We start from the raw sequence: 19,370 nt of genomic DNA on the forward strand, positions 1-19,370 counted from the left end.
CTCCCACCGAAAGCCTCGTCATGTGGCCCAGGCCGGCTTGGTAGGAGCCGACCCTGTCGGCGATTGCTCTTGTGGGAAGCCGCTTCAGCGGCGATGGACGCGCCGCCGCTCATCCAGCGAAAGCACGACATCGGCCTTCCCCGCCAGCGACCTCAGCGCCCGCCGGCTGATCCGCTCGTAATGCTGCAGGAACCTCGAAAGCTCCACCTCATTCATCGCCCGCGGTTCGCCACGCTCACGCAGCGGGCGTTCGGCTTCGTCGCGCCATGTCGCCACCACGCCCCATGAGGGCGCTTGCAGGAGCACCAAAGCATCGAGGCGTTCCCAGATCGAACGGTAATCAGCGAGCCGCTCATCGACCCAGCGCCGCCACCGGCCATCCGCATCTTCCTCGCGCTCCAACGCATTCAACGGCTCGGCGAGTTCGTCCGGCCCGGCCGGCTCCACGCCCAGGCACCATCCTTCCAGGACGACCAGCCGCGGCGGTTCCGCGATCGCCGGCCATTGCGCCTCCTCGTAGCGGTCGTCACGTCCCTTGTCGAATCGGGGTATCGGTACCGGCCGTTCGGGCGACGCCCTCTCCAATGCGTCGAGCGTGGAGCCGAGCAGGGCCAGGTCATGCGTGCCGGGAACGCCGCGGGTACGCAGCAAGGGATGCACCCCGACGGCCAGCGTTTCCCTCTCCGCCCGGGTCAGGTAGACATCGTCGAGCGACATCGCCACCGCACCCCAGCCGTGCTCGCGCGCGGCCTCGATCAGCGCCGCGGCGAGGGTGCTCTTGCCACTGCCTTGCAAGCCGGAAACGCCCAGGACGAAGGGCCGGGACGCATGCTCGATCGCTGCGGCGAAACGTCCGAGGACGGTGGTGGCCAGCGTGCTAGCATCGGTGGATTCCATGGCCGACAGCATAGTCCATCGTCATGCTCACCCCAGAGATACTCGACACCTTTCGCGGCCTGCTCGACGAGGCCAAGGCCAGCGGCGATCGTGAACCCACGGCGATGACCCTCGCCACGGCGGACCGCACCGGCCGCGTGCATTCGCGCATCGTCCTGCTCAAGGCGATCGACGAGAAAGGCCTGCGTTTCTTCACCAACTACGAAAGCGCCAAGGCCGGCGAAATCGCGGAGAACGCGCAGGTGGCACTGTGCTTCCACTGGAAGCAGGTCCGCGAGGGTATCCAGGTTCGCTTCGAGGGTCGCGCCACCAAGGTTGGCGAGGCCGAGTCCGACGCCTATTTCGCCAGCCGCCCGCGCGGCAGCCAGATCGGTGCCTGGGCCTCGAAGCAGAGCCAGGAACTACCTGACCGGCAGACCTTCGAAGACCGCGTGGCCCATTACGAGAAGGAGTTCGCGGGCCGCGAAGTGACTCGTCCCCCGCATTGGGGCGGCTATCTCGTCGAGCCGGATCGCGTCGAGTTCTGGTATGGCGCCACGTTCCGGTTGCACGAACGGATCGTGCACGCGGCCGGCGGTACAAGCTGGTCCAGCCACCTGCTTTACCCGTGACCGGAGCTTTCCCATGAGCCGAGCCCAGCCCGTCCAGCACGTCGCGCAGACCACGTTCACCGTGCATACGCGTGGACGCTCGTTGAGCGAGGTGACCGACCGTATCGCCGAGGTCGTCTCGGCCAGCGGGGTGTCGACCGGCATCGCGCACGTCTTCGTGCAGCACACCAGCGCTTCGCTGCTGATCGGCGAAAACGCCGATCCCACCGTCGTCGCCGACCTCGAACGTTTCTTCGCGCGGCTCGTTCCCGACGGTGACCCGCTGTTCCGCCACCGCGACGAAGGTCCCGACGACATGCCCGCGCATGTGCGCTCGGTGCTCACGGGGGTATCGCTTTCCCTTCCCGTGCACAACGGCAAGCCGCTGCTGGGAACCTGGCAGGGCGTGTTTCTCTACGAGCACCGCCACGAGGCGCACCAGCGCAAGATCACCGTGACCGTGTCGGGACATTGATGTCGGACGCCTATCCGCAACGCATCGTCTGCCTCACGGAAGAACCGACCGAAGTCCTCTACGCCATCGGCGAGGACCATCGCATCGTCGGTATTTCCGGCTTCACCGTTCGGCCGCCACGGGCGCGCAAGGAGAAGCCCAAGGTATCGGCGTTCACCAGCGCGAAGATCGGCCAGATCCTCGACCTGAAGCCCGACCTCGCGATTGGGTTCTCCGACCTCCAGGCCGACATCGCCCAGGAGCTGATTCGAGCGGGCGTGGAAGTGTGGATCAGCAACCACCGCAGTGTGGATGGCATCGTCGCGTACATTCGCCGCCTTGGCGCGATGGTGGGTGCGACGGCGAAGGCCGAGGCGCTGGCGGCGCGTGCCGAGGAAAACCTGGCGCGAATCGCCGCGCTTGCCGCGGCGTTACCGCGCCGGCCGAAGGTGTACTTCGAGGAATGGGACGATCCTCTCATCACGGGCATTCGCTGGGTGGGAGAGCTCGTGCGCATCGCGGGCGGCGACGATGTCTTCCCCGAGTTGCTCGAAGAGCCGTTGGCGAAGCAGCGCATCCTGGCCGATCCGCTCGAGGTGGTGCGTCGCGCGCCGGATATCGTGTTCGGTTCGTGGTGCGGCAAGCGCTTCCGGCCGGAGCATGTCGCTTCGCGGCCTGGCTGGGCCGATGTGCCGGCCGTGCGTGACGGTGAACTGCACGAGATCAAGTCGCCGATCATCCTGCAACCGGGGCCAGCGGCCCTCTTCGACGGCATCGAGGCCCTGCACGCGGTGATCGCGCGATGGGCCGCGCGTGGTGCGGAAGCCGCTTAGAGCAAAAGCCGCTTAGAGCAAAAAGCCGCTTCGTGTGGGAGCCGCTTCAGCGGCGATGGGTGCTAGCCGTAACCTGGCCCGCTGCCGCGGGATCGCCGCTGAAGCGGCTCCCACAGAGGTAGCTCCCATATGAGGTGGCTCCCACGGAGGTGGCTCCCATATGAATCGGCTCCCGCAGGAAGTGGTTCCCACAAAGTCCAAGTGAGTCTTGTAACTGCACGGTCAGGGCATCGCGATCCAGCGGCCGTGTTTGCGGATTTCGAGTGGCCGGAAGCGGCGCTTGTAATCCATCTTCGGATGGCCGGCTATCCAGAAACCCAGGTACACGTACGGTATCCCTCGGCGCTTCGCCAGCTCCACCTGTTGCAGGATGCCGAAGGTGCCGAGGCTGCGCGCGTCTTCGTCGGGATCGAAAAACGTATAGACGGCCGAAATGCCGGCCAGCGCCACATCCGTCACGGCGACGCCGAGCAGGCGCTGGCCGAGACGGAACTCGAGGAAGAGGGTGGGGCTCCATGGCGCGGCGAGGAATCGCTGGAAGTCTTCCGCATCCGCCGCGTCCATGCCGCCGCCGCTGTGCCGGGCTTGCAGGTAGCGTTGATATAGCGCATGCCGCTCGTGGGTGAAGCCGGGCAACTGCTCGGTGACCGTGATATCCGCGTTACGTTTCAGGCAGCGCTTCTGGCCGCGGTCCGCGACGAAACCTTCGACATCGATGCGGCAGGGCACGCAGGCCTGGCAGGCGGCGCACTGAGGCAGGTAAAGGTGCCCGCCGGCGCGGCGGAAACCCTTCGCGAGGGCCGGGCCGTAGAGCCTGTCGAGGTGCGGCGCGCCGGGATCGACCACGAGGTTCTGCGCCGTCCGCTCGGCGAAATAGCCGCAGGTGTGCGGCAGGGTCTGGAACAGGCGGACACGGTCGGTCATGGTGCGATGTTATAGCGCCATGCGCGCCCGTAGCGTGTTAGAGCACCTGCGTGGCCTTGAGCACGACGATGAGCATCACTCCCGCGACGATCGCCAGCACCATGAGGCGGACACGCGAGGCGGTGCGCTGGGCGGCGGGGCGGCGGTCCGGCTGGCGGTGCAGCTGGAGTTCTTCCTGGAAGCGGACCACCGGCTCGATGCCGATCTCCTTGAGCAGGGCACGCGCCTTCGGGAAGTCGTCGGCGCTCTGCACCCAGACCTTCGGCCAGGAGTCGCGGTCGTCCTGGCGCTGCGAATAGCTGAAGCGCTGGTAGGTGGGCCGGTTCCAGCTCGAGCGGTTGGTCACCGAGGTATCGATGCCGTTCTCGGTGAGCAGGGCGACGATCCGGTCGATGTTGTCCTGGCGGGGTGACGTATAGATTTCGCGCATGGCCGGATTCTACGGGATTTGCCCGTCCGGCGACGTCAGTGGCCCGCCGGGGCCAGCGCGGCCTTCACCCGCTCCAGGTGGCCGTCGTTCGGCAACGGCGCGATGCCGAGCAGGTGGGCGAGCAAGGGGTAGATGTCGACGTTCGGGAAGGGAGCGATCGTCACCCCGCGCCCGAAGGCCGGCCCGTGGGCCACGAACAGCGCGCGCATGGTCGGATCGAGGTTGTCGTAGCCGTGCTCGCCGCGTGACATGGGCATTGTCCGCTTGGCCAGCACCTCGTGGCTGATGATCGCCCAGCCGGTATCGGCGAGGCAGATGTACGCCGGTACGCGCGGGTTCCTGCCGTAGTCCAGGCGCGCGGGCAGGTCTTCCTTGCGGTAGCAGCGCATGTGTTCGTGCGGGCCCAGGAGACGTGCCACCGCCCGGGAGCCATCGACGCCGGGCTTCGGATTGAAAGTGGACACCACCCCGTACGACACCGGGTCGAGCGCATCGAGATCGGTTTCCTGGTCGGCGAACACGATATTCCCGCGAGGAACGTCGGCCATGCCGTGATCGGAGACCACGACGATGTTCATCGTGTCGTAGAGCCCGCGCTGGCGCAGTTGCGCGACCAGGTAGCCCATGGCGTCGTCGACCTCGCGCAGCGCCGCATTCAGTGGCTCCGAATCCGGTCCGAATTCATGGCCGGCGTGGTCCACGGCATCGAAATACAAGGTGTCGAACATCGGCTTCGGGCCGGGCTCGTCGATCCATGACATGAGCTTGTCGACGCGCTGGCGCGAGGTCAGCGAATCGTCGAACGGAATCCAGTGGTCCGGGCGCAGGCCATGGATGGCCGCTTCCGTACCGGGCCAGAACATCGTCGCCGTGCGCAGCCCGTGTTTCTGTGCCGTCACCCAGATCGGCTCGGCTTCGTCCCACCAGCGTCCGTCGCTCGTGGCGGCATGGTTGGACAGGCTGAAATTGCCCAGCTTCGCGTCCCACATCGTGTTGTTGACGATGCCTTGGCGGTCGGGCACGCGACCGGTCACCAGGGTGTAGTGGTTCGGGAAGGTGAGCGATGGAAACGACGGCAACATGTATGGCGCGGTCACGCCATCGCGCGCCATCGCCGCGAGGTTGGGAGTCAGGCCACGGTCGATGTAGTCGGCGCGGAAGGCGTCGATGGAAACCAGCAGGACGGCCTGCGGCGTCGGCGGCGATACAGCGGGCTTGGCGGGACGCGTCGCGCATCCGGACAGGGCCACCAGGAGCAACGCGAGGAATGCGCCGCAGCGGGGCAACGTGACGTTCATGGGCGGGGACTTACGCTATGTGGCAGAACAATCCTCCTATGATGGACGAGTCCCATGACCAATTCATCACGCAATATCCTGCTGGCATGGCTGGTCGCCATGCTGCCCGCATTGGCGCTCGCGCAAACCCAGCCGGCGAAGCCCGCTGCGCCTCCACCGCGGCCGAAACCAGTCGTCATCAGCACGCCCACGCCCAGCCAGCAATGGCAGCGGCAGGTCGACCGGCAGCAGGTGCAGAACCGCCTGAACCAGAACGCGCTGCGTGAACAGCTGCGCCAGGACAACCTCGATCGCCAACGCACCAACGCCGCCGATCCGGCCCTGCGCAACCAGCTGGATAACGCGGACCGCAGCCAGCAACAGCTGTACCGGGCGCGCCAGGACGACACGGTGCGCCGGTACCAGACCCTGCAACGGCCGGAAGCGACGCAAACCGTGCCCGCGCGGAGCGGTTCCGCCAGCCATTGAGCGGCATTGCTGCGACGCGTATGGCGGGGTGTCGCGGCGCGGGACCATAATCGGCGATTCCCTGGATCGACGGAGTCTCCCCCGATGACCGCAGTCACGCGCATCGACACCACCCGCACCGTCCGTGCCCCGCGCGGCAGCGAACTGACCTGCCGCAGCTGGCTGACGGAGGCACCGTTCCGCATGCTGCAGAACAACCTCGATCCGGAGGTCGCCGAAAACCCGGCGGAACTGGTGGTGTACGGCGGCATCGGCCGTGCCGCGCGCAACTGGGAATGCTTCGACGCCATCCTGCGCAGCCTGCGCGACCTGCGCGACGACGAGACGCTGCTGGTGCAGTCGGGCAAGCCCGTGGGCGTGTTTCCCTCGCACCCGGACGCGCCGCGCGTGCTCATCGCCAATTCCAACCTCGTGCCGGCATGGGCGAACTGGGAGCACTTCAACGAGCTCGATCGCAAGGGCTTGATGATGTACGGCCAGATGACCGCGGGATCGTGGATCTACATCGGTTCGCAGGGCATCGTGCAAGGCACCTACGAGACCTTCGTGGAGATGGGCCGCCAGCATTACGGTGGGAGCCTCGCCGGCCGCTGGATACTCACGGCCGGCCTGGGCGGCATGGGTGGGGCGCAGCCTTTGGCCGCCAGCCTGGCGGGCGCCTCGTCGCTCACCATCGAGTGCCAGCAGAGCCGCATCGATTTCCGCCTGAAGACGCGCTATGTCGACGAGCAGGCCGCCGACCTGGACGACGCCCTGGCGCGTCTTGCGCGCTATGCGAAGGAAGGACGCGCCGTTTCCGTGGCGCTGCTCGGCAACGCGGCCGACGTGCTTCCCGAGCTGGTCCGCCGCGGCGTGCGTCCGGATGCCGTCACCGACCAGACCAGCGCGCACGATCCGGTCAACGGCTACCTGCCTTCCGGCTGGACGGTGGAGGAGTGGTTCGAGCGTCGCAAGTCCGATCCCGCCGGCACCTCGCGGGCGGCGAAGGCTTCCATGCGCAAGCACGTGGAAGCGATGCTGGCGTTCCACGCGATGGGCGTGCCGACGTTCGACTACGGCAACAACATCCGCCAGATGGCCAAGGACGAGGGCCTGGCCGAGGCCTTCGCTTTCCCCGGCTTCGTGCCCGCCTTCGTCCGTCCGTTGTTCTGCCGCGGCGTGGGCCCGTTCCGCTGGGTGGCGCTGTCGGGCGATCCGGAAGACATCTACAAGACCGACGCCAAGGTGAAGGAGCTGATTCCGGACGATCCGCACCTGCACCGCTGGCTGGACATGGCGCGCGAGCGGATCAGCTTCCAGGGCTTGCCGGCGCGCATCTGCTGGGTCGGCCTGGGCCAGCGCCACCGTCTGGGATTGGCCTTCAACGAGATGGTCCGTAACGGTGAGCTGAAGGCGCCGGTGGTCATCGGCCGCGACCACCTGGATTCCGGGTCCGTGGCCAGCCCGAACCGCGAGACCGAGGCCATGCGCGATGGCAGCGACGCCGTCAGCGACTGGCCGCTGCTCAACGCGATGCTCAACGTGGCTGGCGGCGCGACCTGGGTCAGCCTGCACCATGGCGGCGGCGTGGGCATGGGTTACAGCCAGCACAGCGGCGTGGTGATCGTCTGCGACGGCAGCGAGGCGGCGGACAAGCGGCTTGCGCGGGTGCTGTGGAACGATCCGGGGACCGGTGTGATGCGGCATGCGGATGCGGGGTATGAGGAGGCGGTCGCCTGTGCGCGGGAGCAGGGGTTGAACCTGCCGATGGTGGGGTGAGGGCGTCGCCGTTGGTGGACAGAGGACATCGCCGCTGAAGCGGCTCCCACAAAAGCATCGCCGACAGGGTCGGTTCCCACCAGGTCCTGTGGGAGCCGACTTGTCGGCGATTCGAGCCGCCTCAGCGCCTGTCAGTCTCGCCTCAGCGCCCGTTAGCCCACCCAGCCACATACCGCTGCGGATACAGCCGCTGTAGCGCCAGCACCTTCGGCCGGTCGTTCACCACGATGTACATCGCATCGGGGTTCAGCCGCATGTAGTCCTGGTGATAATCCTCGGCGGGGTAGAACGCCTTCAGCGGCGTCACCTCGGTCACGATCGGCGCCGGGAACGCGTGCGCCGCCGTGAGCTGGGCCACGTACGCCTCGGCCACCTTCTTCTGCTCCGGCGTCGCGTAGAACACCGCCGAACGATACTGCGTGCCCACGTCCGGCCCCTGCCGGTTCAGCAGGGTCGGGTCCTGGGCCACCGAGAAGAACACCTGCAGCAACTGGCCATAGGTGACCTGGGCGGGGTCGTACACCACCCGCACGGATTCAGCGTGGCCGGTATCGCCGTCGCTGACGTCGTCATAGTTGGCATGCGCCGCGTCGCCACCGGCGTAACCGGCACGCACGCTCTTCACGCCACGCACGTGCTGGAACACGCCTTCGACGCCCCAGAAACAGCCGCCGGCGAACACGGCGGTGGCCTCGCCGGTGGCCGGCGACGCGTCGACGGTGGGGGCGGGCAGGGAAACGCCTTCCTCCCGGGCCGAGGCGGCCGTACAGGCGGTGAGGGCGAGGAACAGAACGGGAAGCAAGCGACGGCGCATGGCGATCTCCCAGGGAGGTGTGAGTCTGCCTATAGGACCGGGGATATGCCCTTTACCTCACAGGCGGCTACAGGATTCCGTGAAGCTGCCGCTAACCTTTGGATCACCGTGCGTGGGCGGCCGCCGCATGGGAAGGCAGTGTTCGGAAGGGGGGACAGGAGAGTGGCGTACGACCTGGTGGAGAGACGCGTGTTCGTGGCCGATCTGGAGGTCGGCATGTACGTGAGCCGTCTCGATTGCGACTGGTCCGACACGCCGTTCCCGTTGCAAGGGCTGCCGATCGCGTCGCAGGCCGACATCGACCGCCTGAGCCGGTTCTGCAAGTACGTCTTCGTGGACATGCACCGGCGTGTCACGCCCGCGCGCATCGTGCCCGTCGTGGCGCCCCGGCCGGTAGCGAACCCGCGCCTGGTCGCCCGCCACAGCTATACGGACACGGTGCCGTTCGAAGAAGAACTGCCGCGGGCCCGCGAGGCTTTCGATGGCATGTCACGTTTCGCCGAGCGATTGGTGGACGACATCCACGGCGGCCGGGCGATCGAGCCGGGCGCGGTCGAAGAGGCCGTGCGGCCGATGGTCGCCAGCGTCCTGCGCAGTGGCGACGCCTTCTTCTGGATCGAGAGCCTGCGCCGGCGCGACAGCTACACCTACCAGCACGCCGTCGCCTGCAGCACGCTGGCGGCGGCCTTCGGCAGGCACATGGGGTTCGCTGGCGAGGCCATCGTCAGCCTTGCCGCGGGCGGCCTGCTGATGGACGTGGGCAAGGCCCAACTGCCCGATGAACTGCTCGGACGCGGCGGTCCGCTGAGCGACGAGGAATGGGAGCTGGCGCGCCAGCACGTGAGCGAAGGCATGGCCATCCTCGACCATGCCGGCGTCAGCGACCCGGAGGTGCGCGACATGGTGTTCACCCACCATGAGCGCTTCGACGGCAGTGGGTACCCAGCGGGCTTGGCCGGCACCGCCATTCCGCTGTCCGGCCGGATGGCCGCGATCATCGACACGTACCACGCGATGTCCACGCCGCGTCCGTACCGCCCGGCCGTGTCCCAGCACCTTGCCCTCCGCCAGCTGTATGCGGGGCGCGACCGCGAGTTCCAGGGCGAGTTGGTGGAACAGTTCCAGGCCTGCCTGGGCGTCTATCCGACCGGCTCGCTGGTGGAGTTGAATACGGGCGAGGTCGCGATCGTCATGATGCAGAACCAGGCGCGCCGTCTTCAGCCCCGCGTGGCGATCCTTACGCGAAAGGACAAGGCAGCGCTCGAGGAATTCCTTATTATCGATCTCATGAACCAATCGGACAGCATCCGCCGTGAGATCCTGCGTACCTTGCCCGCGGGCAGCCATGGAATCGACCCCCGGGAGTATTTCGTCCAATGAGCGAGCGTGCCGACATCCTGCCCGCGGTGCAGATCATCCTCGACCGGGTCGTTCCCGATTCGGGATGGCGCGCCGTGCTCGTCGTGCGGCTGCAGGGCATGCGCGAGGCGCAGCTCCGCTTCGGCTACGACTTCGGCAATGCCATCATGCTGGCCGCGCGCGAACGCCTGGTGGAGGCGGTTCGCCATGTGGACACGGTCTTCGTCGCCGGTGACGACAGCTTCGTCGTGGTGCTGCCCTCGGTACGCAACCGCACCCATGCCCTGCTGGCGGCCACGCGCATCGTCGGTGCCTTCGACACGCCCCTGTTGCGCGGCGAGCGGCCGTGGCACGGACGGCCCGTGGTCGGCGTGGCGGTGCATCCCGAACACGGCACCTCGGCGGAACTGCTCTATCGCCGCGCCGAACTGGCCCACGACGAAGCGCAGCGCGTGGGCGAGCCGTTCGCGCTCTACCAGCCGGACGCCACGCCCGTGGAGATCCTCTACGGCGAACTCCGCGAGGACATCGAGGCCAATCGCCTGCACGTGGCCTTCCAGCCGCTTCGCGACCTGCGTTCCGGCGAGGTGGTGCGGGTGGAGTCGCTTTCCCGCTGGACCACGACCGCCCAGATCCACGTGGCGCCTGCCGATTTCGTGCAATTCGCCGAACGCAGCGACCTGATCGTGCCGCTGACCCGCTGGAGCCTCAACGCCTCGCTGCGCCATGCCGCGGCGCTGCACCGGGGCGGATGCCCGCTGGACGTCGCGATCAACCTGTCGCCGCGCGTGTTCGCCGAGCAGGGTTTCGCGGAACAGATGATCGGTGCCATGGACATCTGGGGCGTGCCGCCGGAAGCGGTGATCGTCGAGATCACGGAAACGGCCCTGCTCACCGACCTGGACATGAGCGTGCGGGTATTGCGCTCCCTGCGCGACCGCGGCGTGCGCGTGGCCATCGACGATTTCGGTACCGGCTACGCATCGTTCGCCTACCTGCGGCATTTCCCGGCCACCGAACTGAAGATCGACCGCACCTTCGTCGACGCCATGAATACCGACCGCCGCACCGAACTGCTGGTGCAGGCCATGGTCGACGTCGCCCACCGCCTGGGCATGGAAGCGGTCGCCGAGGGCGTGGAGAACGAAGAGACCCTGCTGCGCCTGGTCGAGATGGACTGCGACCTGGTGCAGGGCTACCACATCGGCCAGCCGGTGCGGGCGGAGGACTTCGTCGCGGAGCGGCTGGCGGCCGTGTCGCTGATGTGAGGCGGGGGGCGCGGCGTCAGGCGGCCAGTTCGCGGTAACGCCGGTCCAGCGCCGCCACCTTCGCGTCCAGCGCCGCTTCATCGCCGTCGTTGACGATCACGTCGTCGGCGATGGCCAGGCGCCGCTCGCGGGACGCCTGCGCTTTGATCATTTTCGTGGCCAGGCCGGCGTCGATGCCATCGCGGTGGGTCAGACGCTCGATCCGCACCGCTTCAGGCGCGTCCACCACCAGCACGCGGTCCACCCACGCGTAGTGCTCGCGGTTCTCCACGAGCAACGGGATCGAGAGGATGCAGTACGGCCCGCGATCGGCCGCCACGGCATCGCGCAGCCAGCTGCGGATGCGCGGATGCAGGATGCCTTCCAGCGTCGCGCGTGCCGAAGGATCGTCGAAGACGCGCTGGCGCATCGCCGCGCGGTCGAGCCTTCCTTCGGCGTCGAGCGCCCCTGGCCCGAACGTCCGCGCCACTTCGGCCAAGGCCTCGGAACCGGGCTCGACCACCGCCCGCGCCGCCACGTCGGCGTCGTAGGCGTGGATGCCGCGTGCCTCGAAACACCGTTCCACGGCGCTCTTGCCCGAGGCGATGCCGCCGGTCAGCGCGACGACGAAGCCGCTCATTGCAGGCCGGTGAAGCGCGCGTAGGCGGCGAACAACCGATCGCCCGCCAGGAACCAGACCCAGCCCGCCGCGGCGATGTACGGACCGAAGGGGATCGGCACGTCGCGCTGGTGGTTGCGGAACAGCATGAGCCCGCCGCCGACCAAGGCGCCGATCAGCGAGGACAACATGATGACCGGGAGCAGCGACACCGGGCCCATCCACGCGCCCAGTGCGGCGAGCAGCTTGAAATCGCCATGGCCCATGCCTTCCTTGCCGGTGAGCAGCTTGAACAGCCAGTACACGCTCCACAGGCTGAGGTAGCCGATCAGCGCGCCGAGGATCGCCGACGACGGCCCCACGGGCAGCGGTTGCCACGCCGGGATCAGGGTGAGTCCGAGGCCGATCCAGAGCAGGGGATAGGTCAGTTCGTCCGGCAGCAGCTGGGTACGGACGTCGATGCCGGACAGCGCGATGAGGAAGAAGGTGAACAGCAGGCCGGCGAGGGCGGCCGGCGTCGGCCCGAAGTGCCAGACCACCAGGGCGCTGGCGAGACCCGTGAAGAACTCCACCAGCGGGTACTGCGCCGAGATGGTCGTGCCGCAATAGCGGCAGCGCCCGCGCAGGAACAACCAGCCGAACAGGGGGATGTTGTCGTGGGCGGCGAGGCGATGCTTGCACTGCGGGCAGTGCGAGGCCTCGAGCGCGATGCCCGGGGGCTTGGGCTCGTCGACCGGCTCGAGCGCCAGGACGTCCCGCGCCTGCTTGCGCCATTCCCACTCCATGCGCGGCGGCGTGCGCAGGATGACCACGTTGAGGAAGCTGCCCACGAGCAGGCCGAAGACGGCGGCGAAGGTGGTCCAGAGGGCGATGGGTAAGTCGGGCATGGGCTCGGCCGTGGTCAAAGAAAAGCCCTCCCCCGTGAGGGAGAGGGCTCGTATTGTGCATGGAGTGGAGCGTCAGGTCGTACCGGCGATCTTGAAGATAGGCAGGTAAAGCGAGATGACCATGCCGCCCACGAGACCACCCAGGATCACCATGATGAAGGGCTCGAGCAGGCTGCTCAGCGTGTCCACCGCGTTGTTGACCTCTTCCTCGTAGAACTCGGCCACCTTGAACAGCATGTGGTCGAGCGAGCCCGATTCTTCGCCGATCGCGGTCATTTGCACGACCATGTTCGGGAACAGGTTGGTCTGGCGCATGGCCAATTGCAGCTGGTGGCCGACGGAAACGTCGTCACGCATCTGCAGCACCGCTTCGCCGTAGATGATGCTGCCGGTGGCGCCGGACACGGCTTCGAGAGCTTCCACCAGCGGTACGCCCGCCTGGAATGTCACGCCCAGCGTACGTGCGAATCGAGCCAGGGCGGACTGGCGGAGGATATTTCCGATGACGGGGATCTTCATCGAAAACCGGTCGAGGAAGTGAGCGAACCGGGGAGAGCGTTTCTTCGCCATCACGAAGATCACGCCCAAGCCGACGACGATGGCAATGACGAGCCACCAGTAGCTCTGCATGAACTCGGAAGCCTTGACCACCACCATGGTGGGCACCGGCAGCTCGGCGCCCGCGTCCCGGAAGGTCTGCTGGAATACCGGTACGACGAAAAGGAGCAGGATCATCGTGACCACGAAGGCGACCACGAGCACCATCGCCGGATAGAACAAGGCCTTCTTGATCTTCGACTTGATGCCTTCCACGCGTTCCTTGTACGTCGCCACCGTATCCAGGATGGTATCCAGCACGCCGGCAGACTCGCCCGCGTGGACCAGGTTTCGGTACAGCTCGTCGAACTGGACCGGGTACTGGCCAAGCGCCTCGTGCAACGATGCGCCGCCCTCGATGTTGGTCTTCACATCGATGAGCATGTTCTTGAACCGGACGTTCTTTTGTCCGTTCGCGATGATGTCGAAAGCCTGCACCATCGGTACGCCCGAGGCCATCATCGTCGCGATCTGGCGGCTGAAGATGGCGACGTCCCGGGGTTTGACCGTGCTTCCGGACGAGCCGAAGAGCGGCTTCGCACGCTCGCGCACGGTCTGGGGATTCATCCCCTGGCGGCGCAGTTCAGCCTTGACCAGGGCGGCGTTCTTGGCCTGCATTTCGCCGGTCATGCGCTTGCCGCGCTTGTCCAGCGCGGTCCAGTCGTACATCACCAGCTTATTGACCTGGGCCCTCGCTGCGCCGACGGCGCGCGAATTCTTGTTGGCGGTGGCTACTGCCATGGCGCGATGTTCCCCCCGGATTCAACTATTGCGGGGATGCCCATGGGCACCCCGCACCGGCGGATAGTCTGAACGACTTTCCGCTTATTTTTCTGCCATCTGGCGCACATCCTGACGGTGCCGTCGCCGAACATCAATCCTTTGTGACGCGATTGATCTCCGCCAGGCTGGTGACCCCGTTTCTGACCTTCAGCAGGGCCGAAGCCCGGAGGTCGTTGATGCCTGCCTTCCGGGCCACCTCGGCGATCTGCATGGCGTTGCCGCCCTCGAGGACGATCTTCTGGATGTCCTCGACCATCGGCATTACCTGATAGATGCCCACGCGGCCCTTATAGCCTTCGTTGCAGCTATCGCAGCCCACGGGCTCGTAGATAGTGATCCCCGCATCGATTTCCTCCTGGGTAAAACCTTCCGCGAGGAGCGCCGCCGGCGGGAGCTGGATCGGTCTCTTGCAGTCGTGGAGGCGCCGGGCCAGGCGCTGGGCGATGATCAGGGTGACCGACGAGGTGATGTTGTAGGGGGCGATACCCATGTTCATCAGGCGGGCGACCGTCTGGGGGGCGTCGTTGGTGTGCAGGGTGGAGAGCACCATGTGGCCGGTCTGGGCCGCCTTGATCGCGATCTCGGCAGTCTCTAGGTCGCGGATTTCGCCGACCATGATCACGTCCGGATCCTGGCGCAGGAAGGAGCGCAGGGCCGCGGCGAAGGTCATGCCGCGCTTGGTGTTCTGCTGGACCTGATTGATGCCCTCGACGCGGATTTCGACCGGGTCTTCCACCGTGGAGATGTTGCGGCCCTCGGTGTTGAGGATGTTCAGTGCGGTGTACAGCGACACGGTCTTACCGGAGCCCGTGGGGCCGGTGACCAGGACCATGCCGTAAGGTTTTTCGATCGCGTCTAGATAGAGCTTCTTCTGGAAATCCTCGTACCCGAGCTTGTCGATGCCCAGCTTGGCCGAGGAACCGTCCAGGATACGCAGCACGATCTTTTCGCCGAACAGGGTCGGCAGCGTGCTGACGCGGAAGTCGATCGCACGGGTCTTGGTCAGGTTGAGCTTGATACGGCCGTCCTGAGGGACGCGCCGCTCGGCGATATCCAGGCCGCTCATGACCTTCAGGCGCGAGGCGATGCGGTTGCCCAGCTTGATCGGGGCCGTGGCAACGACGCGCAGGATGCCGTCCATGCGCAGGCGGACGCGATAGACCGCCTCGAAGGGCTCGAAGTGGATGTCGGAGGCGCCACGCTTGATGGCGTCGACCAGGATCTTGTTGACGAACTTGACGACGGGGGCGTCGTCGTTGGCGTTGGCGTCGATGCCGGTGGAGCCATCGCCGTCGTCGTCACCGGACTCCAGAACCAGCTCGTCGAGGCCACCGTCCGCGAAACCCGGGACATTGGCGCTCATGGCCGAGAGGGCGGTGTCGATCACCCTTCGAAGTTGCCCGCGCTCGACCAGCACCGGCTCGACCATGTGGTTCGAGTGGAACTTGATCTCGTCCAGGGCGTGGGACTGCATGGGGTCGGCGATGCCGACGAACAGGCGCTTTCCCCGCTTGAACAGAGGCAGGGCCTGGTGCTTGGTGATCAGGGCTTCGGTGACCAGGTCCAGAGGCATGTTGGCGGCAGCCATGCCGCTGATGTCCATCAGGGGCATGCCGAATTCGGCTGAGGCGACTTGGGATAGCTTTGGGCTGTCGACGAGGTTGTGGTCGACCAGCCAGGCCGCCAGGGACACACGCTTATCGGCGGCGTCCTGCACAGCTTTCCGAACGTCGGCCTCGGCCATGACTGACTCAGTCACAAGCCGGCGCGCCATCCCAGTCAGACCCGCCAGCATGGGCGAATGCATTTGTGAAGCCATGTTGGGTCCCGTTTCCCCGAGATACGCGCCTGAATCTACTCCAGATTGTGCAGATGGTCACGCGGGGTCACGTGAAGGCGCGCGCCGCCGTCGGTGCATCCGGTATCATTTGACGAAGAGCGGCGTGCACCGTGGCACTCCTTAACCTGCCGGATTAATAGTGCTCCAGGGGGAGCTAGGTGCTTTTTAATTCACTGAGTTTCCTGGTTTTTTTTGCAATCGTCTTTCCGGCCTACCTGTCACTCCGCAGTTGGGGTGCTAAGAAGACGTTCCTGCTCCTGGCGAGTTACGTCTTCTACGCCGCCTGGAATCCCGCCTACGTTTTCATTCTCGCTTTCTCCACAGGAGTCGACTGGTGGTTGGCACGTCAGCTCGGTAGGGAGACGTCGCAAGTCCGCCGGAAATGCTTGCTTGTGGTGAGTCTGACAGCGAATCTCGGCATGCTGGTTTTTTTCAAGTATGGCGGCTTTACCTTGCATACGGTGCAGGAGTTACTAGGTCTACTCGCCGTGACGTACGTTCCACCAGTCTGGAATATCATTCTTCCAGTAGGTATATCTTTCTATACGTTCGCCTCGCTCTCTTACACCATCGACGTCTATCGCCGCGAGATTTCCGCGGATGCTTCATTACGTGATTACGCGCTATTCGTGGCGTTCTTCCCGCATCTCGTTGCTGGACCAATCGTACGTGCGCGGGCGCTGTTGCCGCAAATCTCCACGCCGCGGACCGTTACTCCAGAACAGGTTGGCTATGGCATGGTGCTGGTGCTGATCGGACTCTTCTGCAAGGACGTTTTCGCGGACCGATTGTTCGCGCCAGTGGTGGATGCGGTTTACGGAAGTCCGGCTGCTTTCGGTGTCGTCGGCGGATTGGCGGCATTCTTCGGCTTTGCCGCTCAGATCTATTTTGACTTTGGCGGTTACTCGTTGTGTGCCATTGGACTCGCGCTGTGCTTTGGATTTGCATTCCCCGACAATTTTCACTTTCCATACGGGGCGCGTGGATTCTCGGATTTCTGGCGACGGTGGCACATCTCACTATCAACTTGGCTACGTGACTATCTTTATATTCCATTAGGTGGCAGCAACGGCGGTCAGTGGCAGACCTGCCGGAACCTCATGATTACAATGCTCCTGGGCGGTCTTTGGCATGGGGCTTCATGGATGTTCGTCATATGGGGCGCTCTTCATGGAGCTTATCTCGTTGCCGAGCGTGGCATCAGAAACCGCTGGCGTGGCGGCAAAAATTTGTTCACCGACGCGGTGGTGACCGTCGGCACGTTCGTGTTCGTGTGCGTTGCGTGGATTGCGTTTCGTGCACCCACGCTTGAGTCAGCTTCTGCGTTCCTGAGTACGTTCGGGCGGTGGCGCGGCGGATTTTCGATGGAGTGGTTTGCCTTGGCGGCGGCCTTGTCCATGTTTGCCTGGCAATGGCGCATGCGCGATCAGACCCTTGATGGCTGGTTGGCGCAGCTAGGGCAGGTTCCCCGCATTTCAGTGGCGACGGCGTGCATGATCGGTATCTACCTGGCGTCGGGAGGTGACGACCGTGCGTTCATCTACTTCCAATTCTGATATTCATCTGATTCGGCGGTATCTGCCAGGCGGTCGGTGGGTACTTCCCTTTGTCGTAGCGCTATGCATCGCCCTATCGGTTATCGCCATCGAAGAGTTTTTGCTGGCCAAGCGTGGCTTTGAGCCCACTATCGTCGACTCTCCCTCCACTTGGGCGCGCGAGCGTGCACGGGTGAATCACCTTGGTGGCCGCGCCATCGTCATGATCGGCGCGTCGCGCATGCAACTCGATGTTGATCTTCCCACCCTTCGCGAAGAAACCGGAAGAGAGCCGGTGCAACTGGCCATCGATGGAAGTTCATTCGTCCCCGTGCTTGCGAATCTGGCGAATGACGTCGGTGTGACTGGCACAATCCTGGTCGATTATCAGGATCATGTCGTGGGAGACTTGCATCGGATAGATGGCGCGACTACGTATTTGGCCGAGTGGGATCGCCGTGGAAACGACGATGCAATTCCCGACTTTGCCATGAGTGAGGCCTGGCTGGGGGGAATTCTTCACCGTCACTTGCGTAGCTTCTCCGACGGTGCCAGTCCATTCGCGTCGCTGGTACTGCGGGTATTCGACCATACGGCCACGCCTCAATACTTAGTCACCATGCCAGATCGGGAGCGCCAGGCCGACTATCGCAAGGTGGCAATGCCGCAGTTCTATTACGCACGAGTACTGCGCAACGCCGGCATCAAAGAAGTCCCGAGCGCACCCAACTGGAATGCTTTCGATGTCGAGGTATCGCGTCGCATTCATGCCATATCGCCTGTCGACTTCCCACAGTTCGATGACAATGCGCGAGAGATTGGGGCTATGGTACGCAAGATCGAGCAGCGCGGCGGGAAGGTCGTCTTCATTATGTTTCCCCGGAGCGGTCTCGTTCGGGTGGCCGACGAGCGTATGTTTCCCCGTGACCAGTATTGGGATCGCTTCCTGCGGATAGTCCAGGCCCCAGGCTTAAACTATGCCGACGTGCCGGCGCTGTCCGCATTTGTATGTCCAGACGGTTCTCATCTCGATGTGCGCGACCAAAAGGCCTTCACCCGAGAACTTCTGCAGGCGCTGCCCGATCTCCGAATCGGTCCGTCTGCCTCGTTTACTCATGTAGCTCGGGTAGATACACAAGAAAATAAAAGACTGGAGCATGTCCGTTGACACGACTTAGCGTAATTATCCCTGCCAAAAATGAGGCCGCGGCGCTCGTGGAATTGCTCCCTCGCGTACGAGCAGTACTGCCAGAGGCGGAGATCGTGGTGGTGGACGATGGGTCGACCGACGACACTCGCTTGATCTGTACGGAAGCCGGGGTTCGCTGTTTGTCGTCTCCGTATTCCATGGGTAACGGGGCCGCCATCAAACGCGGTGCAAGGGCTGCGTCCGGAGAGGTATTGGCGTTCATGGATGGAGATGGACAACACGATCCAGCGGATGTCCGGCGCCTGATTGCGCGGCTCGATGAAGGTTTCGATATGGTGGTCGGGGCCCGTGATTGGGGTAGCCAGGCGGGTGTTGGCCGCGGAGTGGCTAATACATTCTACAACTGGCTTGCAAGTCGAATGACGGGGCATGTCGTGGAGGACTTAACATCAGGGTTTCGTGTGGTTCGCGCAACTCGCTTTCGTGAGTTTCTGCATCTACTTCCTAATGGATTCTCATACCCCACTACGAGTACGATGGCATTCTTCCGCAGTGCCTATGGCGTAGCGTACGAACCGATCAAAGCGGCACAACGCGTGGGGAAGAGTCATATTAAGCCGTTCAAAGATGGAATCCGCTTTCTTCTCATCATCTTCAAGATTGCGACCCTCTACTCTCCCCTGAAGCTATTCGCTCCCGTGAGTTTTGCGTTCCTGCTGCTGGGTTGCCTCAATTATCTTTATACCTATCTCTCGTACGGGCGGCTCACCAACGGCAGCACACTCATGTGGAGCGCGTCTGTCATCGTATTCCTGATTGGCCTCATCTCCGAGCAGATCACGGCATTGACCTATCGACGCGATGACTGACTGTCCGCAAAAGCCCAG

The 19,370-nt window shown here is 64.7% G+C and carries 19 protein-coding genes; 10 read left to right on the top strand and 9 right to left on the bottom strand.

What is annotated here, in order from left to right; translation table 11 throughout:
* Positions 1-84: 84 nt before the first annotated feature.
* Positions 85-897, bottom strand: coding sequence for a kinase (locus tag AB6730_RS12245; protein ID WP_371023886.1), 813 nt, complete (start codon positions 895-897; stop codon positions 85-87).
* 23 nt (positions 898-920) lie between these two features.
* On the opposite strand from AB6730_RS12245, the gene pdxH reads away from it, so the two are divergent.
* Genes pdxH through AB6730_RS12260 form a run of 3 tightly spaced genes read left to right on the top strand, consistent with a single transcriptional unit; the run spans position 921 to position 2,774 of the window.
* On the top strand, positions 921-1,508 hold the full coding sequence (gene pdxH, locus AB6730_RS12250; RefSeq protein ID WP_371023887.1) for a pyridoxamine 5'-phosphate oxidase: 588 nt from the start codon (positions 921-923) through the stop codon (positions 1,506-1,508).
* Positions 1,509-1,521: 13 nt separating this feature from the next.
* A complete protein-coding gene (locus tag AB6730_RS12255; protein ID WP_371023888.1) occupies positions 1,522-1,962 on the top strand; it encodes a secondary thiamine-phosphate synthase enzyme YjbQ in 441 nt (146 codons plus the stop codon).
* Entirely contained in the window at positions 1,962-2,774 is an 813-nt protein-coding gene (locus AB6730_RS12260) for an ABC transporter substrate-binding protein (RefSeq protein WP_371023889.1), read from the top strand. The genes AB6730_RS12255 and AB6730_RS12260 overlap by 1 nt, the downstream gene beginning before the upstream one ends.
* Before the next feature lie 222 nt (positions 2,775-2,996).
* Here AB6730_RS12260 and AB6730_RS12265 read toward each other — a convergent pair whose 3' ends face one another.
* The 3 genes from AB6730_RS12265 to AB6730_RS12275 are packed head-to-tail and all read right to left on the bottom strand — an operon-like array spanning position 2,997 to position 5,426.
* A complete protein-coding gene (locus AB6730_RS12265; protein ID WP_371023890.1) occupies positions 2,997-3,698 on the bottom strand; it encodes an arginyltransferase in 702 nt (233 codons plus the stop codon).
* Positions 3,699-3,735: 37 nt separating this feature from the next.
* Positions 3,736-4,128: a hypothetical protein gene (locus AB6730_RS12270; protein ID WP_371023891.1), complete on the bottom strand. Its 393-nt coding sequence runs from the start codon at positions 4,126-4,128 to the stop codon at positions 3,736-3,738.
* A 35-nt stretch (positions 4,129-4,163) separates the two neighbouring features.
* A complete protein-coding gene (locus AB6730_RS12275; protein WP_371023892.1) occupies positions 4,164-5,426 on the bottom strand; it encodes an ectonucleotide pyrophosphatase/phosphodiesterase in 1,263 nt (420 codons plus the stop codon).
* Between the two features lie 54 nt (positions 5,427-5,480).
* Between AB6730_RS12275 and AB6730_RS12280 the strand changes: the two genes are divergently transcribed.
* Both AB6730_RS12280 and hutU read left to right on the top strand, forming a co-directional pair.
* Positions 5,481-5,894, top strand: a complete 414-nt coding sequence (locus AB6730_RS12280) for a hypothetical protein (protein ID WP_371023893.1) — start codon at positions 5,481-5,483, stop codon at positions 5,892-5,894.
* 84 nt (positions 5,895-5,978) lie between these two features.
* Positions 5,979-7,652, top strand: a complete 1,674-nt coding sequence (gene hutU, locus AB6730_RS12285) for a urocanate hydratase (protein WP_371023894.1) — start codon at positions 5,979-5,981, stop codon at positions 7,650-7,652.
* 142 nt (positions 7,653-7,794) lie between these two features.
* On the opposite strand, the gene msrA is transcribed toward hutU, so the two are convergent.
* Entirely contained in the window at positions 7,795-8,466 is a 672-nt protein-coding gene (gene msrA / locus AB6730_RS12290) for a peptide-methionine (S)-S-oxide reductase MsrA (RefSeq protein WP_371023895.1), read from the bottom strand.
* Between the two features lie 162 nt (positions 8,467-8,628).
* Here msrA and AB6730_RS12295 point away from each other — a divergent pair, with 162 nt between their 5' ends.
* Both AB6730_RS12295 and AB6730_RS12300 read left to right on the top strand, forming a co-directional pair.
* Positions 8,629-9,846: an HD-GYP domain-containing protein gene (locus AB6730_RS12295; RefSeq protein ID WP_371023896.1), complete on the top strand. Its 1,218-nt coding sequence runs from the start codon at positions 8,629-8,631 to the stop codon at positions 9,844-9,846.
* A complete protein-coding gene (locus tag AB6730_RS12300; protein WP_371023897.1) occupies positions 9,843-11,093 on the top strand; it encodes a putative bifunctional diguanylate cyclase/phosphodiesterase in 1,251 nt (416 codons plus the stop codon). Before AB6730_RS12295 ends, AB6730_RS12300 begins: the two co-directional genes overlap by 4 nt.
* 16 nt (positions 11,094-11,109) lie before the next feature.
* On the opposite strand, the gene coaE is transcribed toward AB6730_RS12300, so the two are convergent.
* From coaE to pilB, 4 genes are all read right to left on the bottom strand, one after another.
* Positions 11,110-11,712 carry a dephospho-CoA kinase gene (gene coaE, locus AB6730_RS12305; protein ID WP_371023898.1) on the bottom strand — a complete coding sequence of 201 codons (603 nt, stop codon included), beginning with the start codon at positions 11,710-11,712 and terminating at the stop codon, positions 11,110-11,112.
* A complete protein-coding gene (locus AB6730_RS12310) occupies positions 11,709-12,578 on the bottom strand; it encodes an A24 family peptidase (RefSeq protein ID WP_371023899.1) in 870 nt (289 codons plus the stop codon). Before AB6730_RS12310 ends, coaE begins: the two co-directional genes overlap by 4 nt.
* A 72-nt stretch (positions 12,579-12,650) precedes the next feature.
* Complete coding sequence (locus AB6730_RS12315; protein WP_371023900.1) at positions 12,651-13,916, bottom strand: type II secretion system F family protein; 1,266 nt, start codon at positions 13,914-13,916, stop codon at positions 12,651-12,653.
* A gap of 133 nt (positions 13,917-14,049) precedes the next feature.
* Positions 14,050-15,777: a type IV-A pilus assembly ATPase PilB gene (gene pilB / locus AB6730_RS12320; protein ID WP_371023901.1), complete on the bottom strand. Its 1,728-nt coding sequence runs from the start codon at positions 15,775-15,777 to the stop codon at positions 14,050-14,052.
* A 179-nt stretch (positions 15,778-15,956) separates the two neighbouring features.
* Here pilB and AB6730_RS12325 point away from each other — a divergent pair, with 179 nt between their 5' ends.
* The 3 genes from AB6730_RS12325 to AB6730_RS12335 are packed head-to-tail and all read left to right on the top strand — an operon-like array spanning position 15,957 to position 19,352.
* Positions 15,957-17,354, top strand: a complete 1,398-nt coding sequence (locus AB6730_RS12325) for an MBOAT family protein (protein WP_371023902.1) — start codon at positions 15,957-15,959, stop codon at positions 17,352-17,354.
* Entirely contained in the window at positions 17,329-18,501 is a 1,173-nt protein-coding gene (locus tag AB6730_RS12330) for a hypothetical protein (RefSeq protein ID WP_371023903.1), read from the top strand. The genes AB6730_RS12325 and AB6730_RS12330 overlap by 26 nt, the downstream gene beginning before the upstream one ends.
* Positions 18,498-19,352, top strand: a complete 855-nt coding sequence (locus AB6730_RS12335) for a glycosyltransferase family 2 protein (RefSeq protein ID WP_371023904.1) — start codon at positions 18,498-18,500, stop codon at positions 19,350-19,352. Before AB6730_RS12330 ends, AB6730_RS12335 begins: the two co-directional genes overlap by 4 nt.
* Positions 19,353-19,370 lie beyond the last annotated feature (18 nt).

It is taken from the genome of Luteibacter sp. RCC_6_2 (assembly GCF_041360655.1).
Classification (GTDB): domain Bacteria; phylum Pseudomonadota; class Gammaproteobacteria; order Xanthomonadales; family Rhodanobacteraceae; genus Luteibacter.